At 54.6% G+C, this 16,872-nt stretch carries 11 protein-coding genes, 2 tRNA genes and 2 rRNA genes; 3 read left to right on the top strand and 12 right to left on the bottom strand.

The annotated features are described in order from the left end of the window. The 5 genes from SB13_RS13720 to murI all read right to left on the bottom strand — a co-directional run. Window positions 1-1,230: ribosomal RNA gene (locus SB13_RS13720) — 23S ribosomal RNA — on the bottom strand; the annotation flags it as partial. Between the two features lie 198 nt (window positions 1,231-1,428). After that, window positions 1,429-1,504: transfer RNA gene (locus SB13_RS13715), tRNA-Ala, on the bottom strand. Between the two features lie 127 nt (window positions 1,505-1,631). Continuing rightward, window positions 1,632-1,708 (bottom strand) — tRNA-Ile (locus SB13_RS13710). Between the two features lie 72 nt (window positions 1,709-1,780). Next, window positions 1,781-3,322 (bottom strand): 16S ribosomal RNA (locus SB13_RS13705). A gap of 347 nt (window positions 3,323-3,669) precedes the next feature. Beyond that, the gene (murI, locus tag SB13_RS13700) at window positions 3,670-4,539 is read right to left on the bottom strand and encodes a glutamate racemase (protein ID WP_026740903.1); all 870 of its coding nucleotides are present in this window, start codon (window positions 4,537-4,539) and stop codon (window positions 3,670-3,672) included. 189 nt (window positions 4,540-4,728) lie between these two features. On the opposite strand from murI, the gene trmA reads away from it, so the two are divergent. Continuing rightward, the gene (gene trmA / locus SB13_RS13695; protein WP_026740902.1) at window positions 4,729-5,832 is read left to right on the top strand and encodes a tRNA (uridine(54)-C5)-methyltransferase TrmA; all 1,104 of its coding nucleotides are present in this window, start codon (window positions 4,729-4,731) and stop codon (window positions 5,830-5,832) included. A gap of 40 nt (window positions 5,833-5,872) precedes the next feature. Here trmA and SB13_RS13690 read toward each other — a convergent pair whose 3' ends face one another. From SB13_RS13690 to metB, 6 genes are all read right to left on the bottom strand, one after another. Next, window positions 5,873-6,241 carry a YijD family membrane protein gene (locus SB13_RS13690; protein ID WP_026740901.1) on the bottom strand — a complete coding sequence of 123 codons (369 nt, stop codon included), beginning with the start codon at window positions 6,239-6,241 and terminating at the stop codon, window positions 5,873-5,875. Window positions 6,242-6,266: 25 nt separating this feature from the next. Further along, window positions 6,267-6,911 carry an HTH-type transcriptional repressor FabR gene (gene fabR, locus SB13_RS13685; RefSeq protein WP_036151780.1) on the bottom strand — a complete coding sequence of 215 codons (645 nt, stop codon included), beginning with the start codon at window positions 6,909-6,911 and terminating at the stop codon, window positions 6,267-6,269. A gap of 362 nt (window positions 6,912-7,273) precedes the next feature. After that, window positions 7,274-8,191, bottom strand: a complete 918-nt coding sequence (oxyR, locus tag SB13_RS13680) for a DNA-binding transcriptional regulator OxyR (protein WP_026740899.1) — start codon at window positions 8,189-8,191, stop codon at window positions 7,274-7,276. 469 nt (window positions 8,192-8,660) lie between these two features. Next, the gene (gene metF / locus SB13_RS13675; protein WP_026740898.1) at window positions 8,661-9,557 is read right to left on the bottom strand and encodes a methylenetetrahydrofolate reductase; all 897 of its coding nucleotides are present in this window, start codon (window positions 9,555-9,557) and stop codon (window positions 8,661-8,663) included. Between the two features lie 261 nt (window positions 9,558-9,818). Then, complete coding sequence (locus SB13_RS13670; RefSeq protein ID WP_026740897.1) at window positions 9,819-12,254, bottom strand: bifunctional aspartate kinase/homoserine dehydrogenase II; 2,436 nt, start codon at window positions 12,252-12,254, stop codon at window positions 9,819-9,821. Between the two features lie 2 nt (window positions 12,255-12,256). Beyond that, complete coding sequence (gene metB, locus SB13_RS13665; protein WP_026740896.1) at window positions 12,257-13,417, bottom strand: cystathionine gamma-synthase; 1,161 nt, start codon at window positions 13,415-13,417, stop codon at window positions 12,257-12,259. A 186-nt stretch (window positions 13,418-13,603) separates the two neighbouring features. Here metB and metJ point away from each other — a divergent pair, with 186 nt between their 5' ends. After that, window positions 13,604-13,921, top strand: a complete 318-nt coding sequence (metJ, locus tag SB13_RS13660) for a met regulon transcriptional regulator MetJ (RefSeq protein ID WP_026740895.1) — start codon at window positions 13,604-13,606, stop codon at window positions 13,919-13,921. A 95-nt stretch (window positions 13,922-14,016) separates the two neighbouring features. Here metJ and rpmE read toward each other — a convergent pair whose 3' ends face one another. Next, complete coding sequence (rpmE, locus tag SB13_RS13655; RefSeq protein WP_026740894.1) at window positions 14,017-14,232, bottom strand: 50S ribosomal protein L31; 216 nt, start codon at window positions 14,230-14,232, stop codon at window positions 14,017-14,019. A 274-nt stretch (window positions 14,233-14,506) separates the two neighbouring features. Between rpmE and priA the strand changes: the two genes are divergently transcribed. Then, the gene (gene priA, locus SB13_RS13650) at window positions 14,507-16,705 is read left to right on the top strand and encodes a primosomal protein N' (protein WP_026740893.1); all 2,199 of its coding nucleotides are present in this window, start codon (window positions 14,507-14,509) and stop codon (window positions 16,703-16,705) included. Window positions 16,706-16,872: the final 167 nt, after the last annotated feature.

Below are 16,872 nucleotides of genomic sequence, written 5' to 3'. Positions count from 1 at the left end.
CCTCACAGGTCACCTTCGCAGGCTTACAGAACGCTCCCCTACCCAACAACACCTAAGTGTCGCTGCCGCAGCTTCGGTGCATGGTTTAGCCCCGTTACATCTTCCGCGCAGGCCGACTCGACCAGTGAGCTATTACGCTTTCTTTAAATGATGGCTGCTTCTAAGCCAACATCCTGGCTGTCTGGGCCTTCCCACATCGTTTCCCACTTAACCATGACTTTGGGACCTTAGCTGGCGGTCTGGGTTGTTTCCCTCTTCACGACGGACGTTAGCACCCGCCGTGTGTCTCCCGTGATAACATTCTTCGGTATTCGCAGTTTGCATCGAGTTGGTAAGCCGGGATGGCCCCCTAGTCGAAACAGTGCTCTACCCCCGAAGATGAGTTCACGAGGCGCTACCTAAATAGCTTTCGGGGAGAACCAGCTATCTCCCGGTTTGATTGGCCTTTCACCCCCAGCCACAAGTCATCCGCTAATTTTTCAACATTAGTCGGTTCGGTCCTCCAGTTAGTGTTACCCAACCTTCAACCTGCCCATGGCTAGATCACCGGGTTTCGGGTCTATACCCTGCAACTTAACGCCCAGTTAAGACTCGGTTTCCCTGCGGCTCCCCTATTCGGTTAACCTTGCTACAGAATATAAGTCGCTGACCCATTATACAAAAGGTACGCAGTCACCCTGATAAATCAAGGCTCCCACTGCTTGTACGTACACGGTTTCAGGTTCTATTTCACTCCCCTCGCCGGGGTTCTTTTCGCCTTTCCCTCACGGTACTGGTTCACTATCGGTCAGTCAGGAGTATTTAGCCTTGGAGGATGGTCCCCCCATATTCAGACAGGATAACACGTGTCCCGCCCTACTCATCGAACTCACAATCCATGCCTCTTCGTGTACGGGACTATCACCCTCTGTCGTGCGACTTTCCAGACGCTTCCACTAAGACACAAACTGATTCAGGTTCTGGGCTCCTCCCCGTTCGCTCGCCGCTACTAGGGGAATCTCGGTTGATTTCTTTTCCTCGGGGTACTGAGATGTTTCAGTTCCCCCGGTTCGCCTCGCAACACTATGTATTCATGTTGCGATAGTGCAACGGATTGCACTGGGTTTCCCCATTCGGGTATCGTCGGGTATAACGGTTCATATCACCTTGCCGACGCTTTTCGCAGATTAGCACGCCCTTCATCGCCTCTGACTGCCTAGGCATCCACCGTGTACGCTTAGTCACTTAACCTCACAACCCGAAGGTGTCTCGTAAGACACGCTTCACGCTGCGATTATTTGAGAGACTCTGATACAACCAAATCACATCTCAATACTGCACGGAGAGATATGTTCAGCTGCATCGTTTCAAATTTCAGCTTGTTCCAGATTGTTAAAGAGCAAAATACTTCACAGCATACTGTCGCCAATACGCTCTGAAGTCTTTGTATGGTGGAGCTATGCGGGATCGAACCGCAGACCTCCTGCGTGCAAAGCAGGCGCTCTCCCAGCTGAGCTATAGCCCCAAACGTCACTTACAGTTACCTTTAGATACCACTCATGGAAGAGTTAATTTTTTCTTAGGCAAGGCATGCGAGGGCGACGTTTACTCTTGTAAACAAGCCTGAGCATAACGCAGCATAAGAGAAAATTTGGTAGGCCTGAGTGGACTTGAACCACCGACCTCACCCTTATCAGGGGTGCGCTCTAACCACCTGAGCTACAAGCCTATAAAGGTATTTCTGCTCGTTCTTCTTTCATCAGACAATCTGTGTGAGCACTTCACTAGCACTTCACTTTGGTAAGGAGGTGATCCAACCGCAGGTTCCCCTACGGTTACCTTGTTACGACTTCACCCCAGTCATGAATCACAAAGTGGTAAGCGCCCTCCCGAAGGTTAAGCTACCTACTTCTTTTGCAACCCACTCCCATGGTGTGACGGGCGGTGTGTACAAGGCCCGGGAACGTATTCACCGTAGCATTCTGATCTACGATTACTAGCGATTCCGACTTCATGGAGTCGAGTTGCAGACTCCAATCCGGACTACGACGCACTTTATGAGGTCCGCTTACTCTCGCAAGTTCGCTTCTCTTTGTATGCGCCATTGTAGCACGTGTGTAGCCCTACTCGTAAGGGCCATGATGACTTGACGTCATCCCCACCTTCCTCCGGTTTATCACCGGCAGTCTCCTTTGAGTTCCCGACCGAATCGCTGGCAACAAAGGATAAGGGTTGCGCTCGTTGCGGGACTTAACCCAACATTTCACAACACGAGCTGACGACAGCCATGCAGCACCTGTCTCAGAGTTCCCGAAGGCACCAAGGCATCTCTGCCAAGTTCTCTGGATGTCAAGAGTAGGTAAGGTTCTTCGCGTTGCATCGAATTAAACCACATGCTCCACCGCTTGTGCGGGCCCCCGTCAATTCATTTGAGTTTTAACCTTGCGGCCGTACTCCCCAGGCGGTCGACTTAACGCGTTAGCTCCGGAAGCCACAGTTCAAGACCGCAACCTCCAAGTCGACATCGTTTACAGCGTGGACTACCAGGGTATCTAATCCTGTTTGCTCCCCACGCTTTCGCACCTGAGCGTCAGTCTTTGTCCAGGGGGCCGCCTTCGCCACCGGTATTCCTCCAGATCTCTACGCATTTCACCGCTACACCTGGAATTCTACCCCCCTCTACAAGACTCTAGCTTGCCAGTTTCAAATGCAGTTCCCAAGTTAAGCTCGGGGATTTCACATCTGACTTAACAAACCGCCTGCGTGCGCTTTACGCCCAGTCATTCCGATTAACGCTTGCACCCTCCGTATTACCGCGGCTGCTGGCACGGAGTTAGCCGGTGCTTCTTCTGCGGGTAACGTCAATCAGCGAACGTATTAAGTTCACTGCCTTCCTCCCCGCTGAAAGTACTTTACAACCCGAAGGCCTTCTTCATACACGCGGCATGGCTGCATCAGGGTTTCCCCCATTGTGCAATATTCCCCACTGCTGCCTCCCGTAGGAGTCTGGACCGTGTCTCAGTTCCAGTGTGGCTGGTCATCCTCTCAGACCAGCTAGAGATCGTCGCCTAGGTGGGCCTTTACCCCGCCTACTAGCTAATCCCATCTGGGTTCATCCGATGGTGTGAGGCCCGAAGGTCCCCCACTTTGGTCTTGCGACGTTATGCGGTATTAGCTACCGTTTCCAGTAGTTATCCCCCTCCATCGGGCAGATCCCCAGACATTACTCACCCGTCCGCCGCTCGCCGGCAAGGAAGCAAGCTTCCTTCCGCTGCCGCTCGACTTGCATGTGTTAGGCCTGCCGCCAGCGTTCAATCTGAGCCATGATCAAACTCTTCAATTAAAAGCTTGATTTGCTAAGTTAATAGCGATGCTCAAAGAATTTACTGTTTATTCGTAATGAATTAACTGTTGTTCACTCTTCAAGACTTTTTCGTATCTAGTTGCGATAGTGTCTTGTGAGTGCCCACACAGATTGTCTGATTAAATTGTTAAAGAGCAGGACCACTTTCATGGTCGCGGGCCGCATATACTATGCATTTCCGCTTGAAAGTCAAGACTTATCAACTTGATTTTCTTTCAGTCTCGACAACGTTGTGTTGCTGTTGCCGGGTCAGTGGGAGCGCATTATAGGGAGTTATTTCGGGCTGACAAGTGCTAAATACAAAAACATTTCCAACCGTACATAATTCACTCAAAAACCGGATAGAGTGGTAATTTTTCCAGCGAATCGAAGCCAAAGCGAGCTAATACGGGCTGCAGCATAACAACCTGCGGCGTGATGTTGAGGCAAAAGACTATATTTTTCTGAATAGACAGCGTCGGATTTTCCATATGTTCGATCAGCCATAATGCTCTTCGCGCAATCGCAGCCCCGGAATCCACCAGTCGAGTCCCATCCGGTAAAGCCAGCTTTAGCTCTTCTTTCAGTAAAGGAAAGTGGGTGCATCCCAGCACAACCGTATCTGGCGGTTCTGATAATTTAAGCCATGGCTTTAAAATATGTAATAACGCTTCGGCTGAGACAATCTCGCCTCGCAGTTTGGCTTCACCCAACTCCACCAGTTCCGATGATCCCAACATCAGAATGCTGCAGTCATTGGCAAAACGCGCAATGAGTTCATGCGTATAAGCGCGTTGCACCGTGCCCCGGGTCGCAAGCAACCCGACCACACCGTTACGGGTAAGCTTTGCCGCCGGCTTGACGGCAGGCACAACCCCCACAACAGGAAAGGAAAAACGCGCACGTAGGGCAGGAAGGGAAATGGTGCTCGCAGTGTTACAGGCAACAATAACCATAGAAAGTGGGTACCGCTGCTGGACCGCTTCGACGATAGCGAGTACCCGCTGAATCACAAATTGTTCAGGTTTCTCGCCATAGGGAAATGCTTCGTTATCGAACGCGTAGATATAGTGCAAATCCGGCAACAACTTGCGAACTTCATCATAAACCGACAAACCGCCCACGCCGGAATCAAGGATAAGTACGGTAGGACGCCCAGAAACAGAAGGAACAGCTTCCGGCGAGACCAGGTTCTCGCTCTGCCAATCGGTAGCCATACTCCCCTCTTCACCTAATAAACAGACCGCGATTTTATCATGAACCAGGTTGTTCGAGAGGAGGTAATCTATCGCCAGGGCACATCGCGACAAACAGGCCGCTTCTCTATGACAAGGTTGGACATCCCTTCCGAATCCCCTACAATCGCCGCCAGTAAAGTCACCCCGAAGCTTTTAAACGAGAACACTATGACGCCAGAAATCTTGCCCATCGAAAACTACGACGCTCAGCTAGAAGAAAAGCGCACACGTCTAGAGGCGATGATGGCACCATTTTCCGCTCCAAAACCCGCGGTATTCCGTTCTCCGGTTAGCCACTACCGGATGCGGGCCGAGTTCCGCGTCTGGCACGAAGGTGACGACCTTTACCACATCATGTTCGATCAACAGACAAAACAGCGCATTCGGGTCGACAAATTTCCCGCGGCCAGCGAGCTGATCAACGCCCTAATGCCGCTATTGCTGTCTGCGATTCGCCCCCAGCCAGTGTTACGCCGCAAGCTATTCCAGATTGATTATCTTTCCACGGTGAGCGGAGAGATCGTGGTCTCGCTGCTTTACCACCGTCCGTTGGATGAGGAGTGGCAGCAACAGGCTTGCGAACTGCGCGATCAACTGCGTGCCCAGGGATTCAATCTGCAACTGATAGGACGAGCGACGAAAACTAAAATCTGTCTCGATCGAGATTATGTCGATGAAGTGCTGCCGGTTGCCGGCAAAGACATCATCTATCGCCAGGTGGAGAACAGTTTCACCCAGCCCAACGCCGCGATGAATGTACAGATGCTGGAATGGGCGCTGAACGTAACGGCCGGTTCCACAGGGGACTTGCTGGAGCTTTACTGCGGCAATGGCAACTTCTCGTTAGCGCTGGCGCGTAACTTCGACAACGTATTGGCGACCGAGATAGCCAAGCCATCAGTGGCTGCCGCGCAATACAACATCGCCGCTAACCAGATTGATAATGTGCAGATTATTCGCATGGCGGCAGAAGAGTTCACCCAGGCCATGCGCGGAGTCCGCCAGTTCAATCGGCTCAAGGGTATCGATCTTAGCAGCTATCACTGCGAAACCATTTTTGTAGATCCGCCGCGCAGCGGTTTGGATGACGATACGGTACGTCTGGTTCAGGAATACCCACGCATTATGTACATATCCTGCAACCCGGAAACCTTGTGCGCTAATCTGGAAACCCTGAGCCAGACACACAAAATCAGTCAACTCGCGCTGTTCGATCAGTTCCCCTACACCCATCACATGGAGTGCGGCGTTTTACTGGAAAAGTTAGCCTAACGCATCTGCCAGCCGGTTCTTCCGGCTGACTGCTCGCTCATTAAGAGATACTGTCTTCGGACGACTGACGGCTACGCAGCTTGATGACCAACCACAAAGCCAGTGCCATGCAGAGGATAGATGGCAGGAAATTGGAGCCAATTTGGGGATACTCCGCCCGAATAATCGCACTGTAGAGCAGCAGACCTAACAGGAAGCAGCCTGCAACCAATTTGGGCAATCCAAGCGACATATCCAGGCGCCGGTGGCGCTGGCGTAGACAGTAAACCGACAGCGCCAACGTGATGAGCGGAAAAATGGAAAACGGAACAATCGCGCTAAACAAGGCAGCGAACGAGCCATTGACGGACAAACCGGCAATCATCGACAGCACCAACGTCCCTTTCTCTGCATTTTTCAGTTTTGCCATGATGTTCCTCAGCGACTATGAAAGACTACGGCGTGGTAAACCCCTTACTCAGCTCTCTTCGATACCAGTAATACGCCCCTTTCGCAATCATCCGCAGTTGCAGCACCAGTCGTTCTTCCAGCTGGCTGCGTTGTTCAGCGCCGATATCCAGCGCTTCCGCGCCCGCGCTGAAAACAATCGTCACCATCGCTTCCGACTGCGCCTCGGCAAAACTGCGTGGGATATGATTTTCGACTTCAAGATAATCCGCCAGTTCGGCAATAAAATGCTGAATTTCTCGAACAACAGCGGCACGAAATGCGGCGGAAGTACCGGAACGTTCACGCAATAGAAGACGAAAAGCGTTCGGGTTGTTGCCAATGAATTCCATAAAGGNGGATACCGACGTCCTGATCACGCTGCCGCCGCTCTTGACGATACGCTGGCGGGCCTGTCGCATCAGTTGGCGGAGCATCAGTCCGCTCTCATCCACCATTGTCAGACCGAGTTCATCAACATCACGGAAATGACGATAGAAAGAGGTGGGGGCTATTCCAGCCTCGCGGGCAACCTCACGCAGGCTAAGGCTGGCAAAACTGCGCTCGGCGCTTAGTTGGCTGAATGCAGCTTCAATAAGGGAACGACGCGTACGTTCTTTTTGTTGTGCTCTAACACCCGTAGTCTTGCTCAAAGTAATTTGCTCTCCTTACTTAGGGAGGCACTATAACAAACTTTACTCACTACAAAGTGCGTCAAAGTTTGTCCGTATAAAAAGTGACAATAGCGCTTTCTTCATAAAATCGTCGTTGGTGATCAAAATGCCAATGCCAGCAATCAGGCGACAGCTTAGAGCCAGTAGACTGACAAAAACCTTTCACGCCTCAACATCGACTGAGGTGACGATGCGTTAACGCCTCACATGCTCAACCATTGCTAAAGCACCGTGTGGTGTAGTCCTTATTCTGGCGCGAACCTCGACCCGCAAGAATTTCGCGCCTCACAGATGGCCACGGCGCTTGTTGGCGCGACACCGACCTACCCGCAATTGAACACTTACACAGCCTGCTTAGCCTGGTTGTCCAAATACAGCTGCATGTGCTCGCGAATAGCATCGGCCAACTGCTCATACCGGCTGCGCAGCGGCGATCCTGGGCGATAAACCAGTGCAATCGTGCGCTTGGGCTCCGGTTTGTAACACTGAAGGTAGGATACGCCGTCACGCGTTCTTTCTTTCGGAACAGACAGGGAAGGCAAGAGCGTAATTCCGCTACCAGCCGCAACCATGTTTCTCAGCGTCTCCAGGCTTGTCGCCCGAAAATGCGTGTCTTCATCCGCCCCGGCCTGGAAGCAGAAGCCCATCGCCTGATCGCGCAGACAGTGGCCGTCTTCCAGCATCAGCAGTTTCTCTCCGGACAGATCCGACATTGCGACCCGCTCGCGGTTGGCCCAGGGATGATCCTGATAAATCGCCAGCTTCATGGGTTCGTCGAAGAGCGGCACTTCGATAAAGGCTTCCGATTCTTTCACCATCGCGAGGATGGCGCAGTCCAGCTTGCCGCTATCCAGCTGAGCGAGCAGCTGATGGGTCTGCGCCTCGTGCAAATACATTTCCAATTTAGGAAACGTTTTGTGTAGCATAGGGATTATATGAGGAAGGAGATAAGGGCCGACGGTCGGAATCAGTCCGATATGCAGCGGACCAGACATGCTTTCACCCTGCTGGCTGGCCATCTCTTTCAGCACTTTGACTTCACGCAGCACCGTTCGAGCCTGTTCGACCAACAGCAAGCCTGCCTGTGTAAACAGCACTTTGCGGCTGGTGCGCTCCAGTAACATCACGCCCAGCTCGTCTTCGAGCTTGCGAATCTGCCCGCTTAGAGTAGGTTGGCTAACGTGGCAAGAATCAGCGGCTCGGCGGAAATGCCGGTGCTCCGCTAACGCCACAAGATATTCTAAATCCCGGATGTTCATGCCTTAATTCTCCTCAAACACGATAGCCCATAACGATAGATAGAATAGCAATGAACGATTAGCCCTATCAACCTCTGTAGGCAATAATACTTCCAAGTTAAGCAAACAGCTCTCCTTTTATTCGGTACCAAACATGAAGGAGAACTTATTCAACGCCTTCACCAGGGCAGAGAAGCTACAACAGGATTGTGGCATTCAGGATCAGTAAACCTCAGGCAGGCCGGGGCTATCCATGCGGGCTACCGGCAGCAGATGTTAACTAACGGTACAGAATCACGCCGATATCATCCTGAAAAGCATACAAGTAAAAAGAAAGCCAACGATATTTTGGCGGGCCTCTGGCCCNCCTTTTTTTTAACTATCGGCTAGCGCAGCCTGCTTTATTCCAAAGGAGCAGGAAGGCATCACCGTCTGTGGGCAATGCCGATAGGATAGACGTCGCGCCGCTGCACGATGGGGCGATCGGCATTCAGGCCGCGATGGCGGGACGAACACCCAGCGTATGGCAAATCGCATAGCTCAGCTCGGCCCGGTTCAGGGTATAGAAATGGAAGTCTTTTACGCCTTCGCGTCGAAGGATTTTCACCATATCCATCGCAATGGACGCGCCCACCATCTTGCGCGTTTCCGGATCGTGATCCAATCCGTCGAACATGGCCGTCATCCAGTTGGGCACACGTACGTTCGTCATCGTGGCAAACCGCTGCAGCTGTCGGAAGTTGGACACCGGTAAAATGCCCGGCACAATTTCTACATCGATCCCCGTTGAGACACAACGGTCGCGAAAACGCAGATAGCTTTCCACGTCAAAAAAGAACTGGGTGATTGCGCGATTAGCGCCAGCGTCGACTTTTCGTTTCAAATTAATCAAATCTGCCTGGGCGCTTTTGGCCTCAGGATGCACTTCGGGATATGCCGCCACAGAAATGTCGAAGTCGCCGACGTCCTTCAGCAGCGTCACCAAATCCGCCGCATACAGCTCCGGCTTGCCGCCTTCAGGGGGGAGATCGCCCCGCAGCGCTACGATGTGACGGATGCCACTCTGCCAATAATCCTGTGCGATGGCTTTCAGTTCATCACGACTTGCGTCAATGCAGGTCAGATGCGGTGCGGCATCGACGCCAATACGTTCCTTAATAGCTTTGATGATGCTATGCGTGCGATCGCGCTCTCCGGAGTTCGCGCCGTAAGTCACCGACACGAACTTAGGTTTCAGGCTGCTCAAACGGTCAATTGAACTCCACAGCGTCTCTTCCATCTCACTGGTGCGAGGGGGGAAAAATTCGAAAGAAACATTAATGTGCCCCTGCAATTCCGCCAGGCTCTGATTCAGCGCCTCCTGATGATTCGCGTGGAAAAAACTCATATCCTTACCTCAATTAGCCGTTGTCGTTGCCACCATGCAAACGTCTATACGTTTAGACGTCTATATAAAAATGGCCGAATCGGTATGAGGAGTCAACGCTTTGGGAGCTGATGTTTATTCATGCAATATGAGCAGGATTCATGTTGTTTTTATATCGACACAATGCATTGATTTTAGGAATAAAAAAACCCGAAGCAGCGAGCTTCGGGCAGAGTTGGAACGAGGCGATTTTTCGCGAGAGTATCGCCGATATCTTTACGATCAGAGGAGTTGCGCCAGCCGGTTAATATCGGATTGGATAGCCCCGGAGGTCACATCACGACCGGCACCCGGTCCCCGGATCACCAGCGGATTATCACGATACCAGCGGCTCTCAATGGCGAAGACATTATCGCACGGCAGCAATGCGGCCAGAGGATGATCCGGGCGGACGGCCTCGACCCCGACGCGCGCCTTACCGCTGGCGTCGAAGCGCGCCACATAGCGCAACACCAATCCCATTTCATTGGCGGCTTCCAGCCGCTGGAGCATTTGGTCGTTCAGTGACTCGCCATCCTCGAAGAACTGGTCGACGGAGCCTTGTTCACAACCTGCGGGCACCAGCGACTCAACACGCACCTGCGACGGTTCGATGTCATGGCCGGCTTCGCGCGCCAGTATCACGAGCTTACGCATGACGTCTTGACCCGAGAGATCGTCGCGCGGGTCCGGTTCGGTCAAGCCCTGCTGCCATGCCTGATCCACCAGTTCGGTGAACGGCACCGTGCCGTCGAACTGCAGGAACAGCCAGGACAGCGTGCCGGAAAAGATACCGCTGATTGCCAGGATACTGTCCCCGCTTTCACACAGGTCGCGGACCGCATAGTTCACCGGCAGTCCTGCGCCAACGGTGGCGTTATATAACCAGTGGCCGCCAGTTTTCGCAAACGCATCGCGGATTTGACGATAATTATCGCCACCGGAAGCACCCGCCTGTTTATTCGCGCTGATGACATGAAAACCGTAGCTGGCGAAATCCAGATAAAGATCGGCTACCGCGCCGCTGGCGGTCACATCCAACACAACCAAATCATCATAAGGATGAGCGCGCATCCACAGGAACAGTTCGTCTTCATCACGCTCCTGCGCTTCGTCGTCGAAATATGCCAGCACACGCCCCGCATCCAGGCCATCGTGATTAAGCAGGCTACGGCGGCTGTCGACGACGCCAGCCAGAACAAATTCAAAACCAGTACGTGCGGAAAGATGAGTCTGCTCGCGCGCGAACAGCTCCAGCCAGCGGGAACCAATGTTTCCTTTACCGAACAGTACCAATCCGATGCGTTTCTCGGCTCGGAACAGAGAGTGGTGCAGACCACGGACCAGATGTTCCGTCGGTCCGACGCGCAGCACCGCCGCCAGACTGATGCTATCGTCCGATTCACAGACGAATTCGACCGGCTGGTCTTTCAGCTGCTGATAGAAGCGGTGGCTATGGAGCGGGTTATTGCCGACGCCAGCACCCACCACCGCGACGATCGCCAGACCTTCGCGCAGTTGGAGCTGGATCGGCAGCGCCGACTGTTCCAGCAGCGACCACGCGCTGTCGACCACTTCCGAGGTATAGCAAAACTGCAGCAAGTTACGGTCAGGATGGATGCCCGTCGCCAAGGCTTTAATCTGCGCGCGCTGAAGCAGCTGTGCGGCGTCTTGCTGCACACGTTGGAAATCATGTCCATCGCGCACCGTCACCTCAATCAGACAAACATCATCATGACTGGTAACGATTTTGGCGCCGGTTCCGGAGGCCAGTACCCGCTCAATACGCGTCGACCCTTGCTCGGGTTGGTAACTGCACCGCAGCTCAAGATTGATATCGCTGCCGGACACCGGCTGCAACGTGCGGGTGTGCAGGACCGGAGCGGCCAGACGCGCCAGCTCGCTGGCCTCGTCTAACCTCAGTAGCGGCAGCAGGCAGGCATCTTTAACTTTGCGCGGATCCGCACTGAACACTCCGGCGACATCACTCCAGATCGTCACGCGCTCTACATCCGCCAGCGCGCCAATCTGCGTGGCCGAATAGTCGCTGCCGTTTCTTCCCAGCAAGACTGTTTCACCCGCTTCGTTGCGGCTGATAAAACCCGTGATCACCAGGCGCTGATTGGCATGCTGTGTGAGCTGCTGCTGCAACAGCGGCCAGGAGCGCCCTTCATCCACCTGCGGCAACGCGGAGCGCTCCGCGCAGAGAAACGTGCGCGCATCCAGCCAAGAGGCATCGATGTCTAATTGATTAAGTACGGCGGCCATGAGCCGGGCAGACCAGATTTCGCCATGCCCGACGACCTCGGCGTACACCGCTTCGGTGATTTTTCCGTCGAGCAGCGCCGCCAGACGCTCCAGGTCATGAATAAACACCAAAGTCAGCCGCTCTGCTGCGGCCTCCGGCAACAGCCCCGCAATAAGATCGCTTTGATAGCGGCGCAGCGCTTGCTGCACCTGATGCGCGGAAATACGGTCGGTTTGACTGAGCTTTAGCCAGCTAATCAGCTGGTTAGTGGTGCCACCCGCCGCCGACACGACCATCAGGTCACCGGGACGGCTGTATTCGGCCATAATACCGGCGACGCGCTGATAGCACTTCACATCAGCCAGACTGCTGCCGCCAAATTTATGCAGTTGCCGGCCTGTGGCGGCACCCGCTATCCCTAAAGCACTCATCGTTACCTCTTTGCTACTGCCTGAAATGCCTGTTTCAAATCGGCGACCAGATCGTCGCCGTCTTCAATGCCGACGGAAACTCGCAGCAGCGTCTCGGATATCCCTGCTGCAGCGCGCGCTTCCGGGGCCATTCCGGCATGAGTCATGGTGGCGGCGTGAGAAATCAGGCTTTCAACGCCCCCCAACGACTCCGCCAGCGTAAATAGCTCCAGCGAGGACAGGAAACGGCGCAGCGTCTCTTCATCACCGTCCAGCTCAAAGCTCAGCATAGCCCCAAAACCCGACTGCTGGCGACGCGCGATGTCATGCCCAGCGTTTTCCGGTAAAGAGGGGTGGTACAGTTTTTTCACCAGCGGCTGCTGCTGAAGGAATTCCACAATCTGTAAGGCGTTCTTCTGCGCCGCGTTCATGCGAGGCCCCAACGTCCGCAGACCGCGCAGTAGCAGATAGCTGTCAAACGCCGCGCCGGTCACGCCGATGTTGTTGGCCCACCAAGCCAGTTCGGTCACGAGCTCAGGGTCGCGCGCAATAACCGTCCCCGCGACCACATCCGAGTGACCGTTGAGATACTTGGTGCAGGAGTGCACCACCAAGTCGGCCCCCAGGCTTAACGGATTCTGCAGCGCCGGGCTCAGGAATGTGTTGTCCACCACGCTGACCGCGCCCGCGTCGCGTGCCGCCTGACAGATGGCGGCGATATCGACCACGCGCAGCAGCGGATTGCTGGGACTTTCAACCAGCACCAGACGCGGCTTTTCCGCCAGCGCGGTCTTCAGCTCCGCCTCGTTGCCCTGATCGACGAATTTTACCCGGAACGCGCCATGTTGGCTCAGGCTGTCGAACAGGCGATAGCTGCCGCCGTAGCAGTCATGGGGAGCCACCAGGAGATCGCCCGGACGCAGGAAAACGGTGCACACCAACAAGATCGCCGACATACCGCTGTTTGTCATCACCGCTCCCGCCCCGCCTTCCAGCTCGGCAAGCGCACGTTGCACAACGTCGCGGGTCGGATTACCGCGCCGGGAGTAGTCGTGTTCACGAGGCTGATTGAAACCGGCGAAGTTATAAGTGCTGGAAAGATGAATGGGGGGAACAACGCAACCGTACTGCTCGTCGTTATTCAACCCGCTGCGAACTGAGATAGTGGCCTGTTTGCGCGTCATCGGTGATGATTCCTGACTGGTAGCTGAATGAAGAGACCCAAGAGTAAACGCAGTCAACATAGACGTCAATACATCTAGACTTCTAAACTTCTTTGCGTATAGATTGAGCATCCCTATAATAATCGCTAGAATTAAGACAATTTATGACAGTGACTGTCCTCATCACGATAATTTTTAAGGTATCTCATGGCTAAGTGGAATGGCGAATACGTAAGCCCATACGCTGAACACGGCAAGAAAAGTGAACAGGTCAAGAAGATCACAGTTTCCATTCCGTTGAAAGTATTAAAGATTTTAACTGATGAACGCACCCGACGTCAGGTAAACAACTTGCGACACGCCACCAACAGCGAATTGCTCTGCGAAGCGTTTCTCCATGCGTTTACCGGCCAACCGTTGCCGAATGATGAAGACTTGCGTAAAGAACGCAGCGATGAAATTCCCGAGGCGGCCAAACAGATTATGCGGGAAATGGGTATCAACCCGGATACCTGGGAATACTAAGCGATGCCGTGACCGGCATCCAGAAACGACAAAGGCACCCGAGGGTGCCTTTGTTATGCGCGGAAGAAAATCCGCGACAAAAACCGTGAAGCAAATTACTTCTTGCTGCCCGGGATGCTGAAACGCTTGTTGAAGCGATCAACACGACCACCGGTGTCAACAACACGCTGTTTGCCAGTGTAGAACGGGTGGCAAGCGGAGCATACGTCCAGGTTCAGGTCGTGACCCGCAGTAGAACGGGTTTTGATGACGTTACCGCAAGAGCAAGATGCAGTAATTTCGCTGTAATTCGGATGGATACCTTCTTTCATGGGAAACCTCTGATTAAGGCCGTGTCGCTATCCAGCCCTATTCCGCCAGACACCACACGAGGTTGAAGTTGAATTCGTTTTATCTTTATACACGCGGTATAAAGGCGGCGAATCATACAGAAATTANCCAGCCGATGCAATCACCCCCACACAGAACCTGCCGCACCATGTACACTATCGCCCGGATGGTTTTCCGCACAATCGCATTGTGTCCGGTTCGACTCGCCATCCATGCTGTATAAAGAGTTTCCCTTACGTTTCGGACGGAGATGCCATGCCTGTCGTTCAGGTTGCCCTGCCCGTGCCACTGGCGCGGACTTTTGATTATCTGCTGCCCTCGGGATCCCTCCCCCCGGCCCCCGGCATGCGGGTACGCGTGCCGTTTGGCAACCGCAGGATGATTGGCATCGTGACCGCCCTCAGCGACAACAGCGCGCTGCCGCTGACCCAACTCAAACCGCTGCAGGAAGTGCTGGATCCGGAGCCCTTATTTCCCGCCAGCCTGTGGCGAATCCTGATGTGGGCCGTCGAGTATTACCACTATCCCATCGGCGAAGTGCTGTTTCATGCGCTGCCGACGCTGCTGCGTCAGGGTAANCCCGCGCATGCGGCGCCGTTGTGGCAGTGGTTCGCCACCGAACAAGGGCGTGAAACCTCGCTGCCGACGCTCAAACGCGCGCCCAAACAGCAGCAGGCGCTGGCCGCTTTACTGCAAGGGCCGCTTTATCGCCATCAGGTCAGCGACGCCCAATTGACCGAAGCCGCGCTGCAGGCGTTACGCGCCAAAGGGTTGTGCGACCTCAGGCCGCTGTCGCAAACGCCGCGCAACTGGCGGACGGATTTCAGCGTCAGCGGCGAACGCCTGCGGCTCAATACCGAGCAGGCGACCGCCGTCGGCGCAATACGCAGCGAAGACCAGCATTTTTCCGCGTGGCTGCTGGCGGGCATTACCGGCTCCGGCAAGACGGAGGTCTATCTCAGTGTGTTGGAAAACATCCTGGCGCAGGGAAAACAGGCGCTGGTGCTGGTGCCGGAAATCGGACTCACGCCGCAAACCATCGCTCGATTCAGAGATCGCTTTAACGCGCCGGTAGACGCGCTGCATTCCGGCTTGAACGACAGTGAACGTCTGGCCGTGTGGCTGAGGGCGAAAAACGGGGAAGCCGCCATCGTGATCGGCACACGCTCCGCCCTGTTTACGCCTTTCGCTCGACTGGGCCTGATCGTCATTGATGAAGAGCACGACAACTCGTATAAACAGCAGGAGGGGTGGCGCTATAACGCCCGCGATCTGGCCGTGTTCCGCGCCCGGGAAGAGAATATCCCTATCGTCATGGGTTCCGCGACTCCGGCGTTGGAAACGCTGTACAACGTCCAAATCGGCAAATATCGGCAGTTGCGCCTCAGCAAACGCGCCGGTAACGCCCGGCTCGCGCAGCAAAATATCCTCGACCTGAAAGGACTGCCGCTGAACACCGGTCTCTCGCAACCGCTGATCGCCCGGATACGCCACCACGTTCGGGAAGGAAATCAGGTCATTCTGTTTCTTAATCGACGCGGCTTTGCGCCGGTGGTGATGTGCCATGAATGCGGCTGGATCGCCGAATGTCCGCGCTGCGACCACTATTACACGCTGCATCAGCACCAGCAGATGCTGCGTTGCCACCACTGCGACAGCCAGCGACCGGTGCCGCAACAATGCCCTGACTGCGGCTCAACCAATATGATGCCGGTGGGACTCGGTACCGAACAGCTCGAACAGGCGCTGCCCGCCCTCTTTCCCGACACACCGATTACCCGTATCGATCGCGACACCACCAGCCGCAAGGGTGCGCTGGAACAACAGTTGGCGCAGGTGCGTCAGGGCGGCGCCCGCATTCTGATAGGGACGCAGATGTTGGCCAAAGGCCACCATTTCCCCGATGTGACCTTGGTGGCGTTGCTGGACGTGGACAGCTCTCTGTTTTCCGCCGACTTCCGGGCCGCGGAACGGTTCGCCCAGCTTTACACCCAGGTCTCCGGCCGCGCCGGCCGAGCGGGAAAAGCCGGCGAAGTAGTGCTGCAAACCCATCACCCCGAACATCCGCTGCTGCAAACGCTGTTGCAGCAAGGCTATGACGCTTTCGCGGCTCAAACGCTGAAGGAGCGTCAAAGCGTAGCCCTGCCGCCGTTCACCAATCACGTGCTGTTTCGCGCTGACGATCACGATAACCAGCAAGCCAGCCAGTTCCTTCACCAACTGCGTAATCTGCTGGAAGCCAGCCCGTTGCGCGACGAAAACCTTTGGGTACTGGGCCCGGTGCCCGCTTTGCAGCCCAAACGCGCTGGGCGGTTTCGCTGGCAATTGCTGCTTCAGCACCCCTCCCGCGCCCGGCTACAGCATCTGCTGCGAACATCCTTGAGCCTCGTCGATACCCTGCCGCAGTCGCGTAAAGTCAAATGGGTGTTAGACGTCGACCCGACGGACGGATGACGCTGTCTTCCTGTTGATTACGCTAAGATTTTGCGAACCAACGCGAAAAATGCGCTCTTGACGCTGTTCAGCGTATGATAAATCCACAACTATAATGCGTGATCTATTAATCCCTGCGCCGCAAGGCGCTATGCTGAACACGGCAAAAGTCTAACTGCGGCATATGG

The organism is Lonsdalea quercina subsp. quercina (genome assembly GCF_000688695.1).
Taxonomy (GTDB): Bacteria; Pseudomonadota; Gammaproteobacteria; order Enterobacterales; family Enterobacteriaceae; genus Lonsdalea; species Lonsdalea quercina_D.
Note: the sequence above shows the minus strand (reverse complement) of the source record. Positions and strands in the feature narration are given on the sequence as shown.

Coding starts and splice junctions, on each gene's coding strand:
- murI (WP_026740903.1), bottom strand. CDS start 4,539: ATGGCTACCGATTGGCAGAGCGAGAACCTGGTCTCGCCGGAAGCTGTT.
- trmA (WP_026740902.1), top strand. CDS start 4,729: ATGACGCCAGAAATCTTGCCCATCGAAAACTACGACGCTCAGCTAGAA.
- SB13_RS13690 (WP_026740901.1), bottom strand. CDS start 6,241: ATGGCAAAACTGAAAAATGCAGAGAAAGGGACGTTGGTGCTGTCGATG.
- oxyR (WP_026740899.1), bottom strand. CDS start 8,191: ATGAACATCCGGGATTTAGAATATCTTGTGGCGTTAGCGGAGCACCGG.
- metF (WP_026740898.1), bottom strand. CDS start 9,557: ATGAGTTTTTTCCACGCGAATCATCAGGAGGCGCTGAATCAGAGCCTG.
- SB13_RS13670 (WP_026740897.1), bottom strand. CDS start 12,254: ATGAGTGCTTTAGGGATAGCGGGTGCCGCCACAGGCCGGCAACTGCAT.
- metB (WP_026740896.1), bottom strand. CDS start 13,417: ATGACGCGCAAACAGGCCACTATCTCAGTTCGCAGCGGGTTGAATAAC.
- metJ (WP_026740895.1), top strand. CDS start 13,604: ATGGCTAAGTGGAATGGCGAATACGTAAGCCCATACGCTGAACACGGC.
- rpmE (WP_026740894.1), bottom strand. CDS start 14,232: ATGAAAGAAGGTATCCATCCGAATTACAGCGAAATTACTGCATCTTGC.